This is a genomic window from Acinetobacter albensis (genome assembly GCF_900095025.1).
Taxonomy (GTDB): Bacteria; Pseudomonadota; Gammaproteobacteria; order Pseudomonadales; family Moraxellaceae; genus Acinetobacter; species Acinetobacter albensis.
Window position 1 is genome coordinate 1 of sequence record NZ_FMBK01000021.1, and the last position, 21,939, is coordinate 21,939.

The 21,939-nt window shown below is 39.0% G+C and carries 18 protein-coding genes; 10 read left to right on the plus strand and 8 right to left on the minus strand.

The genetic code is table 11. The features are described from left to right. Positions 1–223: 223 nt before the first annotated feature. From GA0116959_RS13865 to GA0116959_RS13875, 3 genes are all read right to left on the minus strand, one after another. On the minus strand, positions 224–1,036 hold the full coding sequence (locus tag GA0116959_RS13865) for a thioesterase family protein (RefSeq protein ID WP_092721170.1): 813 nt from the start codon (positions 1,034–1,036) through the stop codon (positions 224–226). A 160-nt stretch (positions 1,037–1,196) separates the two neighbouring features. Then, complete coding sequence (locus GA0116959_RS13870) at positions 1,197–2,888, minus strand: AMP-binding protein (RefSeq protein ID WP_092721171.1); 1,692 nt, start codon at positions 2,886–2,888, stop codon at positions 1,197–1,199. Between the two features lie 88 nt (positions 2,889–2,976). After that, complete coding sequence (locus GA0116959_RS13875; RefSeq protein ID WP_053577905.1) at positions 2,977–3,624, minus strand: TetR/AcrR family transcriptional regulator; 648 nt, start codon at positions 3,622–3,624, stop codon at positions 2,977–2,979. A 147-nt stretch (positions 3,625–3,771) separates the two neighbouring features. Here GA0116959_RS13875 and GA0116959_RS13880 point away from each other — a divergent pair, with 147 nt between their 5' ends. The 8 genes from GA0116959_RS13880 to GA0116959_RS13915 all read left to right on the plus strand — a co-directional run bounded on the left by GA0116959_RS13880 (position 3,772) and on the right by GA0116959_RS13915 (position 13,277). Further along, a complete protein-coding gene (locus GA0116959_RS13880) occupies positions 3,772–4,944 on the plus strand; it encodes an isovaleryl-CoA dehydrogenase (protein ID WP_092721183.1) in 1,173 nt (390 codons plus the stop codon). 41 nt (positions 4,945–4,985) lie between these two features. Then, complete coding sequence (locus GA0116959_RS13885) at positions 4,986–6,587, plus strand: carboxyl transferase domain-containing protein (protein ID WP_092721172.1); 1,602 nt, start codon at positions 4,986–4,988, stop codon at positions 6,585–6,587. Positions 6,588–6,597: 10 nt separating this feature from the next. Continuing rightward, a complete protein-coding gene (locus GA0116959_RS13890; protein ID WP_092721173.1) occupies positions 6,598–7,392 on the plus strand; it encodes an enoyl-CoA hydratase/isomerase family protein in 795 nt (264 codons plus the stop codon). A 19-nt stretch (positions 7,393–7,411) separates the two neighbouring features. After that, complete coding sequence (locus GA0116959_RS13895; RefSeq protein ID WP_092721174.1) at positions 7,412–9,406, plus strand: acetyl-CoA carboxylase biotin carboxylase subunit; 1,995 nt, start codon at positions 7,412–7,414, stop codon at positions 9,404–9,406. Continuing rightward, positions 9,403–10,299, plus strand: a complete 897-nt coding sequence (locus GA0116959_RS13900) for a hydroxymethylglutaryl-CoA lyase (protein ID WP_092721175.1) — start codon at positions 9,403–9,405, stop codon at positions 10,297–10,299. The genes GA0116959_RS13895 and GA0116959_RS13900 overlap by 4 nt, the downstream gene beginning before the upstream one ends. A gap of 97 nt (positions 10,300–10,396) precedes the next feature. After that, a complete protein-coding gene (locus GA0116959_RS13905; RefSeq protein WP_092721176.1) occupies positions 10,397–11,101 on the plus strand; it encodes a CoA transferase subunit A in 705 nt (234 codons plus the stop codon). A 4-nt stretch (positions 11,102–11,105) separates the two neighbouring features. Further along, positions 11,106–11,735, plus strand: a complete 630-nt coding sequence (locus GA0116959_RS13910) for a 3-oxoacid CoA-transferase subunit B (protein WP_092721177.1) — start codon at positions 11,106–11,108, stop codon at positions 11,733–11,735. A 132-nt stretch (positions 11,736–11,867) separates the two neighbouring features. After that, entirely contained in the window at positions 11,868–13,277 is a 1,410-nt protein-coding gene (locus GA0116959_RS13915; RefSeq protein ID WP_053577897.1) for a short-chain fatty acid transporter, read from the plus strand. Positions 13,278–13,665: 388 nt separating this feature from the next. Here GA0116959_RS13915 and GA0116959_RS13920 read toward each other — a convergent pair whose 3' ends face one another. The 5 genes from GA0116959_RS13920 to GA0116959_RS13940 form a co-directional block, all read right to left on the minus strand. After that, entirely contained in the window at positions 13,666–15,039 is a 1,374-nt protein-coding gene (locus GA0116959_RS13920; protein WP_092721178.1) for an MFS transporter, read from the minus strand. A gap of 573 nt (positions 15,040–15,612) precedes the next feature. Further along, complete coding sequence (locus GA0116959_RS13925; RefSeq protein ID WP_092721179.1) at positions 15,613–16,098, minus strand: MarR family winged helix-turn-helix transcriptional regulator; 486 nt, start codon at positions 16,096–16,098, stop codon at positions 15,613–15,615. 181 nt (positions 16,099–16,279) lie between these two features. Continuing rightward, complete coding sequence (locus GA0116959_RS13930; protein ID WP_092721180.1) at positions 16,280–17,524, minus strand: OprD family outer membrane porin; 1,245 nt, start codon at positions 17,522–17,524, stop codon at positions 16,280–16,282. Between the two features lie 66 nt (positions 17,525–17,590). Continuing rightward, on the minus strand, positions 17,591–18,964 hold the full coding sequence (locus GA0116959_RS13935; RefSeq protein ID WP_092721181.1) for an MFS transporter: 1,374 nt from the start codon (positions 18,962–18,964) through the stop codon (positions 17,591–17,593). Between the two features lie 330 nt (positions 18,965–19,294). Beyond that, positions 19,295–20,209, minus strand: coding sequence for a LysR family transcriptional regulator (locus GA0116959_RS13940; protein ID WP_053577891.1), 915 nt, complete (start codon positions 20,207–20,209; stop codon positions 19,295–19,297). A gap of 115 nt (positions 20,210–20,324) precedes the next feature. On the opposite strand from GA0116959_RS13940, the gene GA0116959_RS13945 reads away from it, so the two are divergent. Further along, positions 20,325–21,434, plus strand: a complete 1,110-nt coding sequence (locus GA0116959_RS13945) for a muconate/chloromuconate family cycloisomerase (protein ID WP_053577890.1) — start codon at positions 20,325–20,327, stop codon at positions 21,432–21,434. 15 nt (positions 21,435–21,449) lie between these two features. Further along, positions 21,450–21,740 (plus strand): muconolactone Delta-isomerase, encoded by a 291-nt coding sequence (catC, locus tag GA0116959_RS13950; protein ID WP_092721182.1) that lies wholly within the window; start codon positions 21,450–21,452, stop codon positions 21,738–21,740. The last annotated feature ends 199 nt before the right edge of the window (positions 21,741–21,939 follow it).

Consider the following 21,939-nt stretch of genomic DNA (forward strand, 5'->3'; position numbering starts at 1 on the left):
GCGACAGCGGAAAACGCTGTTTCCCCTGTCTTATCTTTCGAATGAGGAATATATTCCGCAAGTTCTCATATCCGAAGATGTAATTAGCCATAAAATCCCCTTAAGAGGGGGTTTTTTATGGGTATCTATAAATATCTTTTTTCACAACCTATTTTTATCAAACTAGATGGAAAATAGAAATTTTCAATTTTTTCAAATCTATCGACTTAAAAATATTTAAATTTTATGCTTCAGACACGAGCTTTCTTAACGTCAGAATTTGCTCACTACGACCAAACGGACCATGAATATCATGTAAGGTCGAGCTTGTAATTCCAATCCCATCTGAACCAAATTGCTGTGTCGCTTCTATCCCTAACCATTTTCCTTCAGGCAAGCGATGAAGATGAATCTGTAAATCAAGATTTGGAAATGCCCAACCTTGGGTCGGTTGCTGTCTTGGCACAATGCCATTGGCTGTATCTATTAAGCCCATCAAATGTACGAAATCAGTGGTCGGCTGAGATTCAACCATATCTAAGTCAGTATTAATCCAAACCAAACCTTTGCCCGCACGGCGCTGATTATCATCAGAGCGAGTTACCGTACTTTGGATAAAACCTCCGGGCCAATGTTTCATCCCTTCCCAAATTGGCAACTTCTCTGGATGTTCGACACCTTGATCCTCTAAACCTGAAATTGCAGAGGTATCTTGCGTCATCATTTTCCATGCACGTGCCACAATACAAATTTTGCCGTTCGCCTGCATTTCAGCTTCGATCAGCTCAATTGTTTTGCCTGCTCGAATCATACGCGTCGTAATACTAAACTCACCAAATGCGATTAAGCCAAAGATGTCTAAACTTATTCGACCAATACGCATATTTTCACGTGCTTGAAACTGTTCTAATTCTGCGCATAAAAGACCTGTTGCAGGTGCCATATGCTGCTCATGCGGATTCCATGCGCCCTGTGCATGAATATTAGAACGATAATAAGCAGTGACACGACCATCGGCATGCTGTTCACGATTTAATAATGAATAATAAGCTGACATAGATTTTCCTATTTAAAGATTCGCTTTTACTCTCTGAGTTAACTAACGCGTTTATATCCCCTGGTGATCAAAAAATTTATCCATGGGGATATTCATTAAAAATAGATGCTGTGTTTATTGCAAATTAAATAAAAACAGCACCTTTGAAATAAAATTCAAATTAAACTGGATCTGGTGCTAAGTTCAATTCTTCACACATAAATTCCTGTAATTTGAATTTTTGCGCTTTACCCGAAGCTGTCATTGGAAATTCATTAAAAAAGCGGACATAACGAGGAACTTTATTATGTGAAATATGTTCTGCACAATATTCACGAATTGCTTGTTCACTGGTTTGATGATGCTCATGCAAAATAATGCAGGCACACAGTTCTTCTCCATAACGTGGATCTGGCAGACCAATCACTTGTACATCCGAAATATCAGGATGGGTATATAAAAAGTCTTCTATTTCTTTCGGAAACAAATTTTCGCCCCCACGGATGACCACATCTTTAATCCGACCTTTAATTTTGACAAAACCCGCATCATCCATTTCGGCAATATCACCCGTATGCATCCATTTGGCAACATCAATCACTTCATGCGTTTTGTCGTGATCTTCCCAATACCCCAACATGACCGAATATCCACGAACACAGAGTTCACCCAATTTTCCTCGCGGAACCACTTTGCCATTTTCATCGACAATTTTGATTTCCAAATGTGGATGCACCTGCCCCACTGTTCCGACACGGTTTTCGACCGAATCAGTCGTTGAGCTTTGTACGCTGACAGGCGCAGTTTCGGTCATACCATAACAAATCGTAATTTCGGTCATATGCATACGATCAATCACGCGCTGCATAATTTCACGTGGACACGGACTCCCCGCCATAATGCCAGTGCGTAAGCTGCTTAAATCAAACGTATCAAACTTCTCATGTTCAAGTACCGCAATAAACATCGTAGGTACGCCATAAGCTGCAGTACATTTTTCTTGCTCAATTGCAGTGAGCGTATCGAGTGGATTAAATACAGCAGATGGATAAACCATGGTTGAACCATGCGTTATACAGGCTAAATTACCCATGACCATACCGAAACAGTGAAATAATGGAACTGAAATACAGACGCGATCCTGAGGACTTAAATGAATGGCTTCACCGACAAAATATCCATTATTTAAGATATTGTTATGGGTAAGCATGGTGCCTTTCGGATTACCCGTAGTACCCGAAGTAAATTGAATATTAATCGTTTCATCAAACTGTAAATCGGCTACAATCGCGTTTAATTGCTCCAACTGCACCGTTGTAGGCTCAGATAATAAATCAGCAAATCGGTGAATACCTACCTGCGATTCAGAATCAATTTTAATAATATGCTTTAAATGTGGAAGACGTTTAGCAGATAAATTTTTATCTATAGATTGTGTCACCTCAGGTGCAATTTTGGTTAAAATTTCCTGATAGTTACTGGTTTTAAATTGAGCTGCAATGACCAAAGCCTTACAGGACACTTTATTGAGTACATATTCAAGCTCACTACTTTTATAAGCAGGATTTAAATTCACCAAAATGATACCCGCTTTAAATGCCGCAAACTGGGTAATGGTCCATTCCACACAATTGGGTGACCAAATCGCAATTCGATCCCCCTTTTCCAAGCCTAATTCAAGCAAACTACAGGCAAATGCATTGACTTGATCCTGTAGCTGTTTATAGCTTAAACGTACATTCTGATGCACGCTAATTACTGCATCTCGTTCAGCATATTGTTCACATGCCTGATCAAACTTCGCACCAATTGTCATCCCTAATAAAGGCTGATTGCTCGCTCCATAGGCATAACTTAACCGTTGTTGTGTCATTGAATCACTCTCCTTGATTCTTTGTAATTATGATTCTTTCGCTTTGCGATAATATTTTTTTTGATTCAGACGATGTTTTCAAACAGGCTTATTTTTGTATATTGACTGAATGATTTTCCTCCTTGATTAAAACGCCACTTACACAAAAATCAGCAATCTGTTTAACAAAATAATCTTTATACGCCTGATCAAATCGGACATTTTTTGAGGGATTCAAAGGTTCAATCACCACAAAGGTCATTGCACCCACCACACAAAGTGCGGCTGTATTCAAATCTTCAAAACCAAACTCACCATTGATTTTACCTTCAGCCAATATTTGATTAATACTTTGTTTAATCAATTGCTTGCTGCGAAAACGCTCATGCTCTATTGATGCATCAACCGGCTCAAACATTAAGGAATAAGCAAGTTGTGGACTATTCAATGCACGTTTGACAAAAGTCGTCACTGCCTTATGTAATTTTTCCTGTGCTGAAAAATTGCTTGCAGCAATGTTATTCAAAATCTGAAATTCGTACTGAATAGCTTCAGATAAAACTTCGATTAAAATCTGACTTTTATTATCAAAATACCGATAAACCAACCCACTCGAAACACCTGCGCGTTCAGCAATGGCTTGTATTTGTGCATCCTTAAAACCACCTTGAGCAATTAATTCACGCGCAGACAACAAAATCGTTTCACGATTTTGCTCCATCCGCTCTTGCATCAATGCTGATCTTTTATAACTCATAATCTTATTCTCAACCAGATAAAATGAATTGTAAATCAATTTGTGAATTTATATTCACTTTTTTTAAAAAAAGATGTATTGTGAATTTAAGCACAACAAAAATTGCTTATGGAAACAAGAAATATAATCAACAGGATGACTACAGAAATGAATCTACAAAGCTTAAATTTTGGTTTAGATGAAACATTGCTTGCACTTCAAGATTCAATTGCCGCATTTTGTGCAAAAGAAGTTGCCCCGATTGCGCAACAAGTCGATCAGGACAATATCTTCCCCGCTCATCTTTGGAAAAAATTTGGTGATATGGGTTTATTGGGTCTCACTGTGAGTGAAGAATACGGTGGGACAAATCTTGGATATCTGGCACATATTATTGCTATGCAAGAAATTTCACGTGCCTCTGCTTCTATTGGTTTGTCCTACGGCGCACATTCTAATTTATGTATTAATCAAATTAAGCGAAATGGTTCTGAAGCACAAAAACAAAAGTATTTACCAAAACTGGTTTCTGGAGATTATGTCGGTGCTCTCGCGATGTCTGAACCGAATGCTGGTTCGGATGTGGTCAGTATGAAATTAAAAGCAGAAGATCATGGCGATCATTATGTTTTAAATGGTTCAAAAATGTGGATCACCAATGGTGGTGATGCAGATGTTTTAGTGGTCTATGCCAAAACTGATTTAGCGGCAGGCTCAAAAGGCATGACCGCTTTTTTAGTGGAAAAAGACATGCCAGGATTTAGTCACGGGACGCATTTAGACAAATTGGGCATGCGAGGCTCAAATACTTATCCACTATTCTTTGATGATGTGAAAGTACCGAAAGAAAATGTGATGGGTGGTGTGGGTAATGGAACCAAAGTACTCATGAGTGGTTTGGACTATGAACGTGCCGTTTTAAGTGCTGGTCCACTGGGCATTATGGATGCCTGTTTAGACACCGTAATTCCTTACATTCATGACCGCAAACAATTTGGTCAAGCGCTCGGTGAATTCCAGTTGATGCAAGGCAAAATTGCCGATATGTACTCCACTTGGCTGGCATGTAAAGCTCTGGTTTATGCAGTCGGTGCTGAATGCGACAAAGCGGAACATAGTCGCAGCCTCCGTAAAGATGCGGCCAGTGCCATTTTATATGCCGCTGAAAAGGCCACATGGATGGCGGGTGAAACCATTCAAACCTTAGGTGGAAATGGTTATATCAATGAATTTGCTGCTGGTCGTTTATGGCGCGATGCCAAACTTTATGAAATTGGTGCGGGAACTTCTGAAATCCGTCGCATGCTGATTGGTCGTGAATTGTTTAATGAAACAGCTTAAATCACGTCTATCCATCTACCAAATATTCAGGAAATTTGAAAATGAATAGATTACAAAGCAAAATTAATATTCGAAGTGAAGATTATAAAACCAATCACACTGCCATGCAGATTTTGGTCGATGATTTAAAGCAAAAAGCCCAACAGATTGCTTTAGGTGGTGGCGAAAAAGCGCGTGAAAAACATTTGGCTCGTGGCAAACTTTTACCACGTGAACGTGTTGATCATCTCATTGATGCTGGAACTGCTTTTTTAGAAATTGGACAATTGGCTGCTTATCAAGTCTATCCTGATGATGTACCTGCGGCAGGCGTAATTGCTGGAATTGGTCAGGTCAATGGTGTGACCTGCATGATAGTGGCCAATGATGCCACAGTTAAAGGTGGAACTTACTATCCATTAACCGTTAAAAAACATATACGTGCGCAAGAAATTGCGGAACAAAATCATTTACCGTGTATTTATTTGGTCGATTCAGGCGGTGCTTACTTGCCCATGCAGGATGAAGTGTTCCCTGATCGTGATCATTTCGGACGTATTTTTTACAATCAAGCACGTATGTCAAGCCAAGGGATTGCTCAAATTGCGGTGGTGATGGGAAGCTGTACCGCAGGAGGAGCTTATGTACCTGCCATGTCGGACGAAACTATTATTGTGCGGAATCAAGGTACCATTTTCTTGGGTGGCCCCCCTTTGGTAAAAGCTGCGACTGGGGAAGTGGTCAGCTCTGAGGACTTGGGTGGCGGTGATGTGCATACTCGTCTTTCTGGAGTAGCCGATCATTTGGCCGAAAATGATGAACATGCTTTGGCAATCGCCCGTAATATTGTGGCGAACTTAAATAAAAAACCCAATAAAACTGCAGATGAAATTGAAGCACCATTATTTGATGCAAATGAATTGTACGGTGTTGTTCCTAGCGACGCACGCAAGCCTTTTGATGTAAGAGAAGTGATTGCCCGTATAGTCGATGGTTCACGTTTTGATGAGTTTAAAGCGCGTTTTGGCACCACACTGATTACAGGTTTCTCTGAATTGTTTGGGATGAAAATTGGCATTATCGCCAATAACGGTATTTTGTTTTCTGAGTCGGCACAAAAAGGCGCGCATTTTATTGAACTGTGTACTCAGCGTAATATTCCTCTGCTTTTCATTCAAAACATTACTGGTTTTATGGTGGGTCGCCAGTATGAAAATGAAGGTATTGCTAAAAATGGAGCCAAATTGGTCATGGCGGTTGCCAATGCGAATGTGCCGAAACTGACTTTAGTGATTGGTGGTTCGTTTGGCGCAGGGAACTATGGTATGTGTGGTCGTGCTTATTCTCCACGTTTCCTTTGGACTTGGCCCAATTCTCGGATTTCAGTCATGGGCGGTGAACAGGCCTCAAGTGTCCTCTCTACCTTAAAACGCGATCAAATTGAACAAAAAGGTGAAACTTGGTCTGCTGAACAAGAAGATCAGTTTAAACAACCGATTCGCGATCAATATGAGCGTCAAGGTCATCCTTATTATGCTTCAGCGCGTCTTTGGGATGACGGTGTGATTGATCCGGCACAAACGCGTCAGGTCTTAGGTTTGAGCTTGTCAGCTGCATTAAATGCCCCAATTCTACCCACCAAATTTGGCGTGTTTCGCATGTAGGGGATCAAAAATGACCTATCAATTTTTACAGCTTGAACAACAGAATCAAGTGGCAACAGTTTGGATTAATCGTGCTGAACTGCACAATGCCTTTAATACCCTTGTTATTGAAGAATTGCAGCATTGTTTTAACGCATTAAATACCTGTGATGATGTACGTGTCGTTGTTTTGGCAGGACGTGGTAAAAGCTTTTCTGCTGGAGCTGATCTGAACTGGATGAAACAGGCAGGACAAGCCTCACAAGCGGAAAATGAAGCAGACGCCCTAAAACTCGCGAAAATGTTGCAAAGTTTAGCCACTTTAAAACAACCGACTATTGCTCGGGTACACGGCATTGCTTTTGGTGGTGGAATGGGCTTGGCTTCAGCCTGTGATATCTGTATAGCAAGTGTCAATGCCAAGTTTGCGACTTCCGAAGTTCGTTTAGGTTTAGCGCCGTCTACCATTAGCCCCTATGTGATTCGTGCCATTGGTGCACGTCAGGCTTCGCGCTATTTCTTAACTGCTGAACGTATTGATGCGGGACAAGCACAAAAAATAGGTTTAGTGCATGAAGTGGTTCCTGTAGAAGAGCTGGATAGCAAAATTGATGAAATGGTTCAAGCCTTACTCTTGGGTGGCCCAGAAGCACAGGCAGCATCCAAACAACTGATTCAACTGGTCGACCAACAGGTTTTAACGGAAGAATTATTACTGCAAACAGCACAACATATTGCTCATGTACGCCAAGGATCAGAGGCTAAAAATGGCTTGAATGCTTTTTTAGATAAGCAAAGCCCTGCTTGGATCAAAGCCTCTACATAACAACAATAAGGAAATCACTATGTTTGAAAAAATCTTAATTGCGAACCGTGGTGAAATTGCTTGCCGTGTGATTCGTAGTGCGAAAAAATTAGGTATTGCCACGGTTGCGGTATATTCAGATGCCGATGCCCAATCGCAACATGTCAAACTGGCCGACGAAGCGATTTATATTGGTGAATCCCCTGCGGCACAAAGCTATTTAAAAATTGATCGTATTATTCAAGCCGCTATAACAACCGGTGCTCAAGCCATTCATCCAGGCTATGGTTTTCTATCTGAAAATGATCAATTTGCCGAAGCGTGTCAAGCCAACAACATCATTTTTATTGGTCCGCCTGTAGCCGCTATTTTAGCGATGGGTTTAAAAGCCACGTCTAAAGCCTTAATGGAAAAAGCCGGTGTTCCGCTTACACCGGGTTATCATGGTCACAACCAAGATGCCGAATTTTTAAAACAACAAGCCGATGCCATTGGCTATCCAGTGCTGATTAAAGCCAGTGCTGGTGGTGGTGGTAAAGGCATGCGTCTGGTAGAACGCAGTGAAGATTTTCTCAGTTCGCTCTCTTCATGTAAAAGTGAGGCCAAATCAAGTTTTGGTAATGATGAAGTATTGATTGAACGCTATGTGATTAATCCACGTCATATTGAAGTTCAAGTCTTTGGTGACTCACACGGCAACTATGTGCATTTATTTGAACGAGATTGTTCAGTACAGCGCCGTCACCAAAAAGTTTTAGAAGAAGCACCTGCACCTTTGGTTTCTCAAGACAAACTGGATGCCATGCGCCAAGCTGCAATTGATGCCGCACGTGCGGTCGATTATGTGGGTGCGGGAACAGTCGAATTTATTGTGGAGCAAGATGGCACCGCGTATTTTATGGAAATGAATACCCGTTTACAGGTTGAACATCCTGTCACTGAAATGATTACCGATGTTGACTTAGTCGAATGGCAATTGCGTGTTGCCTTTGGTGAGCCTTTACCCAAACAACAACACCAATTAAACATTCATGGTCATGCCATTGAAGCACGTGTGTATGCAGAAGAACCTGAAAAAGGCTTTATTCCTGCAATTGGTCAAATTAGCTATTTACACTATCCAGAACAAAATCGGCATGTCCGCGTCGACAGTGGAATTGTTCAAGGCGATGAAATTAGTACCTATTACGATCCAATGATTGCCAAATTAATTGTTTGGGGCGAAAACCGTGAAGCCGCTTTATTGCAAATGCATCATGCCTTGGGTCAGTTCCATGTGGATGGCTTAGGCAATAATATTGCATTCTTAGACCGCATCATTCGTTGTGATTCATTTAAAACGGCAAAACTCGATACCAACTTGATTCAACGTGAAGATGAATTTCTGTTTAAGAATATTCCCCTCCTAGCACCTGAATTGGTCGTGGCAACCGCATTGACCGAGTTATTACTGCGCTTGAGTAAAAATAAACCTGCCACTAATTCGGTCTGGCAAAGTGAAACGCTATGGCGGGTTAATATTCGCCCAAGCTACAATATTTCGTTAAAGTTGAATGAGACAATTTTTCAAGTCAATTTAATCGCTGAAAAAAAAGAGTTTATTGCTGACTATCAAGGTGAAAAATTCCACATTGCTGGAGAACTTTTGAATAATCATACCGCACATTTCAACATTAACGGCAAACAAGAGAAAATAGCGTTTAACCAAAATGTACAAGGTCTCACCATTTTCAAAAATGGCCAAAGCCACAAGTTTGGTTATATTCAGCAAAACTTCAGTGCGGAAGATGAACAAGGTACTGAGGGTAATTTGAAAGCCCCAATGCCAGGTGTCATTACCCAAGTTCTGGTTGCGAGCAATGATCACGTGAAAAAAGGCGATGTACTCATGACGCTTGAAGCCATGAAAATGGAATATTCAATTCGTGCGCCTCATGATGGCATTATTTTAACGTCTTATTTCGAAGCCGGTGATCAAGTCAAAGTAGGTGATGAACTGGTAGAATTTCAAATTATAGCGGAGGAATCTGCATGAGCGAATTTGTTAAAATAGTCGAAGTCGGCGCACGCGATGGTCTACAAAATGAAAAGACCCCGCTGAGTTTGCAACAACGCAAAGACTTTATTTTAGACCTTGCAAAAACAGGCTTAAAATCAATTGAAGTAGGTTCTTGTGTGTCTGCCAAATGGGTACCACAAATGGCAGACAGTGATCTGCTTTTTAGCCAGTTGCCGCAAGACCCCAATATCCAGTTCAGTTTATTGACCCCGAATTTAAAAGGATTTGAGTCTGCTTTGGCCGTGGGTTGTAAAGAAGTTGCAGTTTTTACTGCAGCTTCTGAAAGTTTTACCCGCAAAAACATCAATTGTTCAATTGATGAAAGTTTTGAAAAATTTGCCGATATTATGGTATCCGCCAAAGCCAACCAGATTAAAGTACGCGGCTATGTGTCTTGTATGGTCGATTGTCCGTATGAAGGTGCAATTGATCCAGAGCAAGTTGCACGCGTCAGTAAACGACTCTTGGAAATGGGCTGTTATGAAGTGTCCTTGGGTGAAACCATTGGCACAGCCACACCTGATCGGGTTAAAAAAGTGTGGGAAGTTTGTCTAGCTGAAATGGACAGCCAAGTTTTAGCTGGGCATTTTCATAATACTTACGGCATGGCGATTGCCAATATCTATCAATCGTTAACTCAGGGTATTCGAATTTTTGATTCTTCAATCGCTGGTTTAGGCGGTTGTCCTTATGCAAAAGGTGCTTCGGGTAATGTCGCCACAGAAGATTTGTATTATTTACTCTCCAAAATGGGTTTCGAAACGGGTATTCATTTGGATGCATTAATGCATGCAAGTCGTAATATCAATCAAGTATTAAAGCGAAATAATCCATCGAATTATGCCAATGCCTATTGGCAAACGCATTAGATTAATGAGTTTTTCTCATTGCACGTTAGAAAGTTTCAATTTCTAAAAAATGCAACACAATGCTAATAATAAAATAAATGGATAGAGGATAATCAGGATGAATAAAGTCGTGGCAACTGCACAAATTGCCTTACAGGATATTGTTAAAGATAACCAGACCTTTGCGGTCGGTGGCTTTGGTCTATGCGGTATTCCTGAAGCACTCATAGATGCCTTAAAAGAAACAGGTGTAAAAAATCTAACCTGTATTTCGAACAATGCAGGTATTGATGATTTTGGCTTGGGTAAATTACTTCAAACCAAACAAATCAAAAAAATGATTGCTTCCTATGTCGGTGAAAACAAAGAGTTCGAACGCCAATATTTAAATGGTGAACTAGAAGTTGAACTCACACCTCAAGGTACATTGGCTGAAAAACTACGTTCAGGTGGGGCTGGTATTCCCGCATTTTTCACTCAAACGGGTGTTGGCACTTTAATTGCCGAAGGTAAAGAACTGCGTGAGTTTGATGGTAAAGAATACATTTTAGAACATTCTTTAACCGCTGATGTGGCTTTGGTTAAAGCATACAAAGCTGATAAAGCCGGTAACTTGGTGTTTCGTAAAACTGCTCGTAATTTTAATCCTGAATGTGCTGTAGCTGGTAAATTCACTATTGTCGAAGTGGAACAGATTGTTGAAATTGGCGATTTAGATCCCGATGAAATCCATCTTCCTGGTATTTATGTCAATCGAATTGTATTGAATGCTACTCCTGAAAAGCGTATTGAACAACTGACTTTAAAAGCAGCGGAGGCTTAATATCATGGCTTGGACACGTAATGAAATGGCGCAGCGCGCAGCTTTAGAGCTTGAAGATGGTTTCTATGTCAATTTGGGCATTGGTTTACCCACACTCGTTGCCAACTATCTTCCAGAAGGTATCAATGTCTGGTTACAGTCAGAAAATGGTTTATTGGGTATTGATGAATTTCCAACTGCTGAAACAGTCGATGCAGACTTAATTAATGCCGGTAAACAAACCGTCACAGCACGCAAAGGCGCTGCCTTTTTTTCCAGTTCTGAATCGTTTGCCATGATTCGTGGTGGACATGTCAACATTGCTATTTTAGGTGCCATGGAAGTTTCACAAACGGGTGACCTTGCCAATTGGATGATTCCGGGGAAAAAAGTAAAAGGTATGGGCGGCGCGATGGATTTGGTCGCAGGCGTACAAAAAGTAGTGGTGTTGATGGAACACTTTGCTAAAGATGGTACACCCAAAATCGTCGAGCAATGTGCACTCCCATTGACAGGTAAAGGTGTGGTCAATCGTATCATCACCGATTTAGGCGTGATGGATATTACTGCTGAAGGCATTAAATTAGTGGAACTGGCAAAAGATGTTAGCTTTGATGATATTCAAAAAGTGACTGGGGTAACGCTGCTTCAATAATTCAGTGTTGATGTGACCTTGTGTTTTCTTTTTCCCCTTAAAATTGATTCAAGTTTTAAGGGGAAATTATTTTTGGCATGGATGTGCCACTCTTAAAACAATCATTTCAAGCATAAAAAGGACAGTACAATTATGGATAATTCGCAAAATATCTTGCAAAGATTTGCATTAAAAGTCAGTGACTGGTCAGAAAAATGGTTTCCAGATTCCTATATATTTGCACTTTTAGGCGTTGTGATTGTGGCAATCGCAGCCATGAGCATAGGCGCCCCAGTACAAGATGTCGCGATTTCATTTGGTAACGGTTTTTGGAGTCTGATTCCCTTTACCATGCAAATGTGTATGTTAATCGTGGTCGGATACGTGGTTTCCGTATCCAAACCTGTAGAACTATTGATCCAAAAAATGGCCATGATTCCAAATTCAGGTCGAAATGCAATTGTATTGGTGGCAACGGTCAGTTTATGTATTTCTTTAATTAACTGGGCAATGAGTACAGTATTAACAGCTCTATTGGTAATTGCATTAGCAAAGCGCAAAGAACTCAATATGGATTATCGTGCGGCTGCCGCTGCTGCCATTATTGGTATGGGTGCCACTTGGGCCTTGGGTATTAGTTCTTCTGCCGCACAATTACAAGCCAATAAAGCCAGTTTGCCTGAACCTATTTATAATTTAACTGGCGTTATTCCTTTTACTGAAACTATTTTCTTACCGCAATCCATGATTATGACGGCAGTCCTGATTATAGCCTCTATTGCGATTGCATTTTGGTCAGCGCCTAAAGGAAATAGTATTAAGACAATTGATGATTTTAATCTTCAGTTTGAAGTTGAAAAAACTGAAGTCCAAAGCAAAAAACGACCAGGTGACTGGCTAGAAAACTCACCCATTTTAAGTATTTTGATTGTGGCTTTAGGTCTCATTTGGATGTTTAACGAATTTACCAAAAGTAATCCGATTATCGCGATTTCTAGCCTAAATACTTATAATTTTATCTTTTTGATGCTGGGTATTGCTTTGCATGGTACACCCCGAAATTTCTTAAATGCAGTGTCTAAAGCTGTACCTGCGGTATCGGGCGTATTAATTCAATTTCCACTCTATGGCAGTATTGCTTTCATTATGACCAGTGCAATGAATGCGCAGGATTTATCCCTGTCACACTATATTGCAGAATTTTTTGTATCGATTGCTTCAAAAGAAACTTTTGCAATTGTCATGGGAATCTATTCAGCCATTCTTGGATTCTTCATCCCATCGGGTGGTGGAAAATGGATTATTGAAGCACCCTATGTGATGCAGGCAGCGCACGATTTAAAAGTCCATCTGGGTTGGTCAGTACAAATTTATAATGCAGCTGAAGCATTGCCTAACTTAATTAACCCTTTCTTTATGCTTCCCATGCTCGGCATTTTAAAACTTAAAGCTAAAGATGTGATTGGTTTTACCGTCACTCAGCTAGTTTTCCACTTCCCTTTGGTTCTATTTTTGCTGTGGATTTTGGGCAGAACTTTGACTTATACACCACCAACTTTTTAACATAACATTCTAAGTATACGTATTCGAACAGCATTAAATAAAGGGCATATCATATGCCCTTTTTTATTGACCTAATTTTTGATATTAAAGAAACCGATATTTCATCAATATTAAGAACTCTGGTTCTGGAATCAACCTTTTCTTTAGTGAGGATGACTTTTCTCATTCAACCTATCATCCTCACTATTCAGTAATACCTTTAATCTTAATATAAAAATTTTGTATAAATTCTACACTGTACTAAAAAAAATTTAACTGCTTCGCGTTTTTTAACTCAGCCATAGCGTGGATGAATTGTTTAATCTGAATCAATGACATGTATTTTTCTAGATACTATAAAAAACCTGAATCTTAAAATAAGATTCAGGTTTTAGCACCTTAACTCTGCTTATTTAACGGAGTGTTTGGTAAAGTTTACATTTGTTTCTACTGATGCATTTTTAAGACTGGTTAATACCGTATCTGAACGATTATGATTAATAAATGATAATGCCACTGCGCCAATTAAACCTGCCGCTGCAATCACCATAAAGTTCTGTTCAATCGGTAAACTTAACGCCACGATAAAACCAATCAATACAGGTGAAAGGATAGCCCCCATACGGCCAATGCCCGCTGCCATGCCTATACCTGTCGAACGAATTCCACTTGGATAAAACTGACCACAGTAAGCATACGCCACAATTTGAGCACCAGTTGTGCATGCACCCACCATTGCAATATTGAAGTAAAGTATTTCAGTTGGCATTTGTAAAGTCATCATATATAAGAATACGCTGCCCAATGCATACATCGACACCAACACCCATTTAATATGGAAACGATCTGCCAACCAACCTCCACCAATTGCACCAATCACTGCACCCACGTTTAATGCAATGACAAAGCTTAAAGCAGAACCCAAGGTATAACCTGACATTGCCATGAGCTTCGTTAACCATGTACTTAAAGCATATACCATGAACAAACCAGTAAAATAGGCAATCCAAAACATAAGCGTACTTTGTGAACGACCCTCTTTAAACAGCTGTACCATCGGATTATGTTCATTGTCTGCTTTAATGGTTTGCGTAAATTCAACCGACTCATTGAGTTGAAGCTGTGGATTAATATCCGTAACCACTTTTCTTAAATCTTGCTGATTTTGACGCTTTAATAAATAAGCTAACGATTCAGGCATCGATTTCAAAATAAAAGGTAAAAGCAAAACTGGGACACCTGCGGCAAAAAAGACCACTTGCCAGCCAAATTCCACAATAAATTGCTTACCGATTACCGCTGCTAAAATACCGCCAATCGCATAACCCGAAAACATAAATGTGGTCATTAAACTGCGGATTTTTTTTGGTGAATATTCGGTCATTTGAGCCACAATATTCGGCATGACGCCACCAATGCCTAGTCCTGCGATAAAACGCATAATACTAAATGTAATTGGATCATTGGTTAGACCTGCTGCTGCAGTAAATACACTAAATAAAAATACACAAATTGCGATCGTTAGACGACGCCCAATTTTATCGGACAATGCCCCTAAAAATATGGCACCAAACATCATCCCAAATAACGCAGAACTTGCCATGAAACCTGCAGTTGAAGCATTTACGCCCATTCCTGTCATAATCGATGGCAATGCAGCCCCAGCAACTGCAATATCATAACCATCAATAATAATGATCAGAAAACACCAAGCTAATACTTTTGCATGAAATTTATTAAACTTTGCTTCATCAGCAACTTTATGTACATCTATGTACTGCATGATCATCTCCTTGATTCATGATTTAAATTTTATGTTTCTTCTCTGTTTAAAAGGTTGTTTATATCAACCGCATTTTCAACTTGAATTACACTTATTATTCGAACTATTTTAAACGGCTTATCATCATTCTAAAAATAATAAATTTATCTAACACCCACAATGAATGTTTAACATTTAAACAACTTAATAACAAAAACAATATATGTCAATACCATTACATATAAATTTTATTTATCTTTTAATTATTCAACATAAACAATGTTTTATAATAAATTAATCACATCCATTATATCGACTTATTGTCTTATTCAAGACTTTTTTAGCATTTTTTTGGATTAAAAAAAACGCATTATTTAAATCGTTTTTATTGGGTTTCTAATATCAAATTAAATTAAATTATAAATATAATAATAATCACATAATTAATATTATTTAATCCATATTTCAAAGACATTATTCAAATTTTTAAAATAAAAAAGCTGCTCAATTCGGCAGCTTTCAATAAATTCTAATTGCTTCAGATTTAGATCAAAAAAGTAGAAACGTAGCAAAGGTAATAAGTATTATAAATTTTTAAGACTCAATATGACTCAAATCTACTTTGATCATACTGTCATTTAATTTATTAATCAGATGTGCAAGTGAAACCATGTCATCAAATTTAAAAGCATCAAAAATTTGTTTATAAAACTCCATAATTTTAACTTGCAGCTTTAACCACGTTTCTTTGCCTTTTGGTGTCAGTGCAACATTTTTTACACGACGGTCTTTGGTATCACTGACCCGTTGCACTTCCCCATCCCGCTCTAAACGTTTGAGTACACCATCTAAACTTTGACGGCTAACGCCTAAATAGCTAGTTAAATCTGAAAAAGACATTCCAGATTCAACCGAAGGTCGAGATAAAGCACCTAAAACAGACCAATGGATCGATGAAATTCCAAGTTCTTTTTGACATTGACGATCTAAGGTATTACTTGCTTGAAATAAACGGAAAAAAAGGCGGTTATGAATTGGAGCAACTGAACTCTGAGAGACATTCAGATCTATTGGACTCATTTTGTAAAACCTATATACAGTCATTAAAAGTATGAGTGCTTTAAGTATCATATCTACATCAAGAAAAATAGGCTTAAATGATTATTTAAGATTTATGGCAAATAATTTGTCTCTCTTGCATGCAAATCAAAAAGCCCCAGCGAACTTGCTGAGGCTTTATTAAATAATTTATTTAAAGGGTTTAGAAATTCTTGGTAAAAGTCGTCATTACACGGTTTTCTTGAAAAGAATTGCCATGCTCAATATCATAATTGACATATAACCATCTGAATGCCAAACCTTTTAATTTTGGATTTTGTACATCATAGGTTAAAATAAAGTTGGTTTCTGATTCATGATTATCTCGTCCTTGAGCATCTTTAAAATCGCTACCATATACATATTTAACCATGGTGTTTAAACCTGGTGCATAATCTTTAAAATCATATCCATACACAAAATGAACTGATTTTTCATCTTTCTTAAAGAATCCAGTGGTATTCCAGTTAATAAAATACAGCTCTGGCAAGAAACCATCAGGTAAAGGATATGCGGTATCACCAAAAATCTGCTGATAGCCCAAACCTACACTATGATTACCGACAGAAACTTTTTCCAATAAGCCAATATTATGGTTATCAATTTCGCCTGCTTTCGCTTCACCAGAATCTTGTGATCTAAAGTACTTTAAATGCGTTTGCGATTTTAAGTATTCATTTTTCCAAGAGTATTGAAAACCAAGATAATGCTTGTCGTACAAGTCTTCCAAATCACCATAGTAATATTCAGCTTTTAAACTAGGTGTCACATCATATTTTAAATCAATATAATTTAGACCATCTGAATATTGTTTCACTCCATTTTTGGTCACTGAAAATTCGTGAAAACCCTCTTCATAACGTGGTGAAACTTGGCTAATACGCCCCAACTCTAGTTGCAGTTGATCCGTCACTTTGGATTTGATTTGACCACCCCAGTAGGAGCTGATCAATTGACGGCTGGTATCCACAGAAGTAATTGGTAAATCTAGAAATAATTCACCCACTTTAAATTCGGTGTTGTCATATTTCAGTTTAAACGTTCCACCGTATTTAAAGAAATTACGGTCTTGAGTTTGTGTATTGGTATTAAATGGTAAAATCGTATCATCTATATGACGGTCATCACTTAAACGTAAAGCATATTGAAGTGACGCATCTACGCCCAGTTCAATTGGCTTATCTGCAACCGTTAAAACAGTTGGAATATATTTGGATTGATAAAACCCTGAAATACCCTGCGACCAACTGCCCGGATCTTTAATATTTTCATTATCAAAATTACGTTCTACGAAGGCATTTTTTAACACCAGTTTAAACTGGTTTTCATTGGTATCTGCATGAGCCACGCCACAAAGTGCCATATTAGCCAGTACAATGGCAGCCAGTGGTTTTAATTTAATATCCATATTATTCCCTTAAGTTGATATTCACCGAGTAGACTAAAAACGATTTAGCCTACTTTTACTCATCATTTATTGAGCAACAGTTTTAATTAAAGTGTCTTTTTCTGGGTTTGGTTCCGTCTTCTGAGTCCCTTCTACAGAAGCTTTAAGATTCACCATAAAGATAGCCAATGCTGCAATTACACCTGGAATAGCAATGATTAAAAAATTCATTTGGTGAGGCAATTCAAAAGTCAACAATGCACCTGTTAATACTGGCCCAACGATGGCACCAATTCGTCCAATACCAGATGCCCAACCCATTCCTGTTGAACGAACCGCAGTTGGATAAAATTGTGCGACGAAAGTATAAAGTAAAATTTGTGAACCAATGGTTGCTGCACCAGCAATAGCGATCAGGGTATAAAGCACAGCTTGCGGACTGTTAAAACCGAGTAAAATTAATGCAATCGCACCGACCACAAACATAATGGTTAATACAGGTTTTAAATGGAATCGATCTGATAAAACACCGCCGCCAATTGCACCGACCATGCCGCCGATATTAAGCGCGAATAAGAACATCAAACTTGCACCTAAAGAATAGCCTGCTTGAATCATCAGTTTTGGTAACCAGCTGCCTAATGCATAGACCATCAGTAGACACATAAAGAATGCTGCCCAAAACATTAAGGTACTTACAGTACGACCTTGCTGAAATAATGCACGTAAAGGTGCTTCATCGCCGATAGTCGCTTCATTTAAAACAAACTTAGTTTGTGGTGTAATGATTTGTTCTGGTGCAATTTTTTGAACAATGATACGGGTCTGCTCTGTTTCACCTTTTTTGGTTAAAAACATCAGTGACTCAGGTAAAAACTTCCAAATAAGCGGTAAAGTGAATAATGGAATGCTGGCGAGATAGAACATAATTTCCCAGCCATAAGTCGGCACTAACCAAGCACCTAACAATGCGGAAGCCATACCACCAATGGCATAACCACTAAACATAATCGCGACCAAGGTGCTACGAATTCGCTTCGGTGCATATTCAGTCATTAATGCGACCACGTTTGGCATCACACCGCCAATCCCTAAACCGGCCAAAAACCGTAAAATACCAAACTCAGTGGGTGTTGTCGCAAAAGCACCTAAAAAAGTAAAACCACTGAAAATGGTAATACAAATCATAATGGTTTTTTTACGACCCAATTTGTCAGAGAGTGTGCCAAAACTCATGGCACCAAACATCATGCCAAATAATGCGGTACTTGCGAGTAAGCCTGCTTGAACTGAGCTTAAAGCCCATTCTTGCATCAAAATAGGCAGTACCACGCCATAAATCACTAAGTCGTATCCGTCGAAAATAATGATCATTAAACACCAGATGAGCACTCCCCAATGAAAAGGAGTGAATTTAGCCTCATCCACCAAGGTGTTTATATTCAGTTTATTGCTATTCATCTTGCGCTCCTGCATATGAATATTTAGATCTGCACAAACAATGAAGCAAAGAAAAATTTTTGTCCAAAACTCATTACATATATATTCATACCTAAAAAGTTGCGTAGAGCTTTTTTATTGAAAAATAAATACTTTAAAGATATCCAGAATTGTAGATGCTATAAAAAGGCGTCTAATTTTCAGACCAATGTATTTTTATGCATCAAAAAAAGTGTCCATTGATCGAATTTTTTTAATAATCCGTGGACACTTTTAACGACATTCTGGCTTTATTTCATTTTTAAAATATTCAGATTTCTTTTTCTGTATACTTTATATGTATAATTTTTTTTAAATCACAGCACGGTCATATTTAATCGCTTCAAGATCATAAACCTGATAAATACAGTCAAAGAGTGAACGAATATCTTCGCTTTCATCCATACTTCGAATGGCCAGAAAAATAGGGCTGACCGCGGCATCATCCAGTAGTGGTATATAGTTTAAATGCGACAACTGAATGGTTTTGGCACTTTCTGGCACAATACAAATGCCTTCCCCCGCTGCAACCAAACCTAGCGCCAGCTGAATTTCACGAACTTCTTTCAGGTTTTTTGGATCAAGGCTATATTCAGAAAACAGTGATCTCACTTGGGTCGAAAAATTAGGTTTTGGATGGCTTGGATAAAGAAATAATTTCTCATCGACTATATCTGTGAGGTATACACCATTCTTTTGTGAAGCCAGTGAATGACTTGCATGTACTGCCACCATTAACGGTTCTTCACGTAATAAAATCCGCCTTACAGCAGGGTCCGAAATACGTAATCGTCCAAAACCGACATCAATTCGACCTTCTTTAAGTGCCTGAATTTGCTCTTTAGTGCTCATTTCAATCAAATCAATTTTTAGTTGGGGTTGTTGCTGACGAAATAAATAGACTATTTTGGGCAATAAGCCGTATAGTAAAGAACCAACAAAGCCCATTGTGACTGTTTTTTCAACCATCCCCACACGTTGAGTCATGGCTTTAATTTCTTCAGCATTAGACAAAAGTTTAACAGCGTGTTGATAAAAAAATTGGCCCGCTTCAGTGGTTAATAAAGGGCGACTTCCACGCTCAAAAAGCTGTATACCTAGCTCTGCTTCTAGGTTCTGGATCTGACGACTTAAAGGAGGCTGAGCAATAAACAGCTTTTCGGCTGCTTTTGTGAAACTTTGCTCTTCCACAACCGCCACAAAATAACGTAAATGTCTCAGTTCCATAATAATCCATACCTTTAAAGCATAATAAAATGCAAATTTGATCTTCGACAGTGAATGTTTATTCTTTTAAGGTATACCACAAGAGATACATAAAGCAAGATTGAGAAGGCTAAAGATGTATAAATCTATAGAAACATTACTTGTCGAAATTCCAACCATCCGCCCGCATAAAATGGCGGTAGCGACAATGCAAACCCAAACATTAGTTTTGATCAAAATTGTCACAGAAGACGGTTTTACTGGCTGGGGTGAAGCGACAACGATTGGTGGTTTGGGTTACGGTGATGAAAGCCCAGAAAGTGTTAAAACCAATATTGAAACCTATTTTGCACCTTTATTAAAATCGCTTTCAGGTCTGAGTTTTGCTCAGACCATTCAAACCATTAAACGCAACATTAATGGCAACCGTTTTGCTAAATGTGCAATTCAAACTGCCCTGCTTGATATTCAAGCACAGCGCTTAGGTCTACCTTTAAGTGAAGTGTTGGGTGGCCGTTTACGTAATAGTGTTCCAGTACTCTGGGTTTTGGCATCTGGCGATACAGACAAAGATATTGCTGAAGCCAAAAAAATGATTGAGCTGAAACGTCATAACGTATTCAAGCTTAAAATTGGTTCTCGTCCAGTTGAAGACGACGTTGCTCATGTTTTAGCAATTAAAAAAGCGTTGGGTTCTGACATTTCTATCCGTGTAGACGTCAATCGTGCATGGACAGAACTTCAAGCGATTAAAGGGATTCAACTTTTGCAAGATGGTGGCGTCGATCTAATCGAACAGCCATGTGCCATTGAAAATCTTGATGCCATGCAGCGCTTAACCCGTCGTTTTGATATTGCGATTATGGCAGACGAATCTTTATATGGTCCGCAAAGTGCTTATCAAATCGCACGTAACAATGGTGCATCGGTATTTGCCGTTAAAGTTGCCCAATCAGGTGGCCTGATTGAAGGTTGCGAAGTCGGGAAGATTGCCAAACTTGCAGGCATTGATCTGTATGGCGGTACGATGCTTGAAGGTCCAGTCGGTACGATTGCCTCAGCACATGTTTTCTCAACTTTTGAAAGCTTGGCCTATGGCACTGAATTATTCGGCCCATTGCTTTTAACGGAAGATATTTTAACAACCCCACTTCAATATCAAAACTATGAGTTGGTTTTACCAACTGTACCTGGTTTGGGGATCGAACTCGATTTAAACAAAATCGACAATCTACGTCGTCAGTAATTAAAGGAGATAAAGATGCTTTTCCAGGTACGTATGGATGTAAATATCCCGCTTGATATGCCAAGCGAAAAAGCCAATGAAATCAAAGCTATTGAAAAAGCTTATTCACAGGACTTGCAACGCCAAGGTAAATGGCGTCATATTTGGCGTATCACTGGTCAATATTCGAACACCAGTATTTTTGATGTTGAAAGTAATGAAGAGTTGCACACCATTTTACAAGGTCTACCACTCTACCCTTATATGAATATGGAAATCATGCCACTCAACCGTCATCCTTCTTCAATTCGTGAAGATGACACCTGATCACTGGCACCGAAAAGTAGATTTCAATATTTACTTTTCACCCAAACGAATACAGTAAATGAATTAAACAAGGAATGTGGCAGCAAAGTTTTCTCCCTTTCAAAAGATCAGAAAACTAGCCACCCAAATATAGATTGCATACTTAAGGAGAATTAGTATGAACCGTCAACAAATTGATGCTCTCGTGAAAGAAATGAAT

Coding starts and splice junctions, on each gene's coding strand:
- GA0116959_RS13875 (WP_053577905.1), bottom strand. CDS start 3,624: ATGAGTTATAAAAGATCAGCATTGATGCAAGAGCGGATGGAGCAAAAT.
- catC (WP_092721182.1), top strand. CDS start 21,450: ATGCTTTTCCAGGTACGTATGGATGTAAATATCCCGCTTGATATGCCA.
- GA0116959_RS13940 (WP_053577891.1), bottom strand. CDS start 20,209: ATGGAACTGAGACATTTACGTTATTTTGTGGCGGTTGTGGAAGAGCAA.
- GA0116959_RS13900 (WP_092721175.1), top strand. CDS start 9,403: ATGAGCGAATTTGTTAAAATAGTCGAAGTCGGCGCACGCGATGGTCTA.
- GA0116959_RS13870 (WP_092721171.1), bottom strand. CDS start 2,888: ATGACACAACAACGGTTAAGTTATGCCTATGGAGCGAGCAATCAGCCT.
- GA0116959_RS13925 (WP_092721179.1), bottom strand. CDS start 16,098: ATGAGTCCAATAGATCTGAATGTCTCTCAGAGTTCAGTTGCTCCAATT.
- GA0116959_RS13910 (WP_092721177.1), top strand. CDS start 11,106: ATGGCTTGGACACGTAATGAAATGGCGCAGCGCGCAGCTTTAGAGCTT.
- GA0116959_RS13880 (WP_092721183.1), top strand. CDS start 3,772: ATGAATCTACAAAGCTTAAATTTTGGTTTAGATGAAACATTGCTTGCA.
- GA0116959_RS13895 (WP_092721174.1), top strand. CDS start 7,412: ATGTTTGAAAAAATCTTAATTGCGAACCGTGGTGAAATTGCTTGCCGT.
- GA0116959_RS13945 (WP_053577890.1), top strand. CDS start 20,325: ATGTATAAATCTATAGAAACATTACTTGTCGAAATTCCAACCATCCGC.
- GA0116959_RS13885 (WP_092721172.1), top strand. CDS start 4,986: ATGAATAGATTACAAAGCAAAATTAATATTCGAAGTGAAGATTATAAA.
- GA0116959_RS13915 (WP_053577897.1), top strand. CDS start 11,868: ATGGATAATTCGCAAAATATCTTGCAAAGATTTGCATTAAAAGTCAGT.
- GA0116959_RS13865 (WP_092721170.1), bottom strand. CDS start 1,036: ATGTCAGCTTATTATTCATTATTAAATCGTGAACAGCATGCCGATGGT.
- GA0116959_RS13930 (WP_092721180.1), bottom strand. CDS start 17,524: ATGGATATTAAATTAAAACCACTGGCTGCCATTGTACTGGCTAATATG.
- GA0116959_RS13935 (WP_092721181.1), bottom strand. CDS start 18,964: ATGAATAGCAATAAACTGAATATAAACACCTTGGTGGATGAGGCTAAA.
- GA0116959_RS13890 (WP_092721173.1), top strand. CDS start 6,598: ATGACCTATCAATTTTTACAGCTTGAACAACAGAATCAAGTGGCAACA.
- GA0116959_RS13905 (WP_092721176.1), top strand. CDS start 10,397: ATGAATAAAGTCGTGGCAACTGCACAAATTGCCTTACAGGATATTGTT.
- GA0116959_RS13920 (WP_092721178.1), bottom strand. CDS start 15,039: ATGCAGTACATAGATGTACATAAAGTTGCTGATGAAGCAAAGTTTAAT.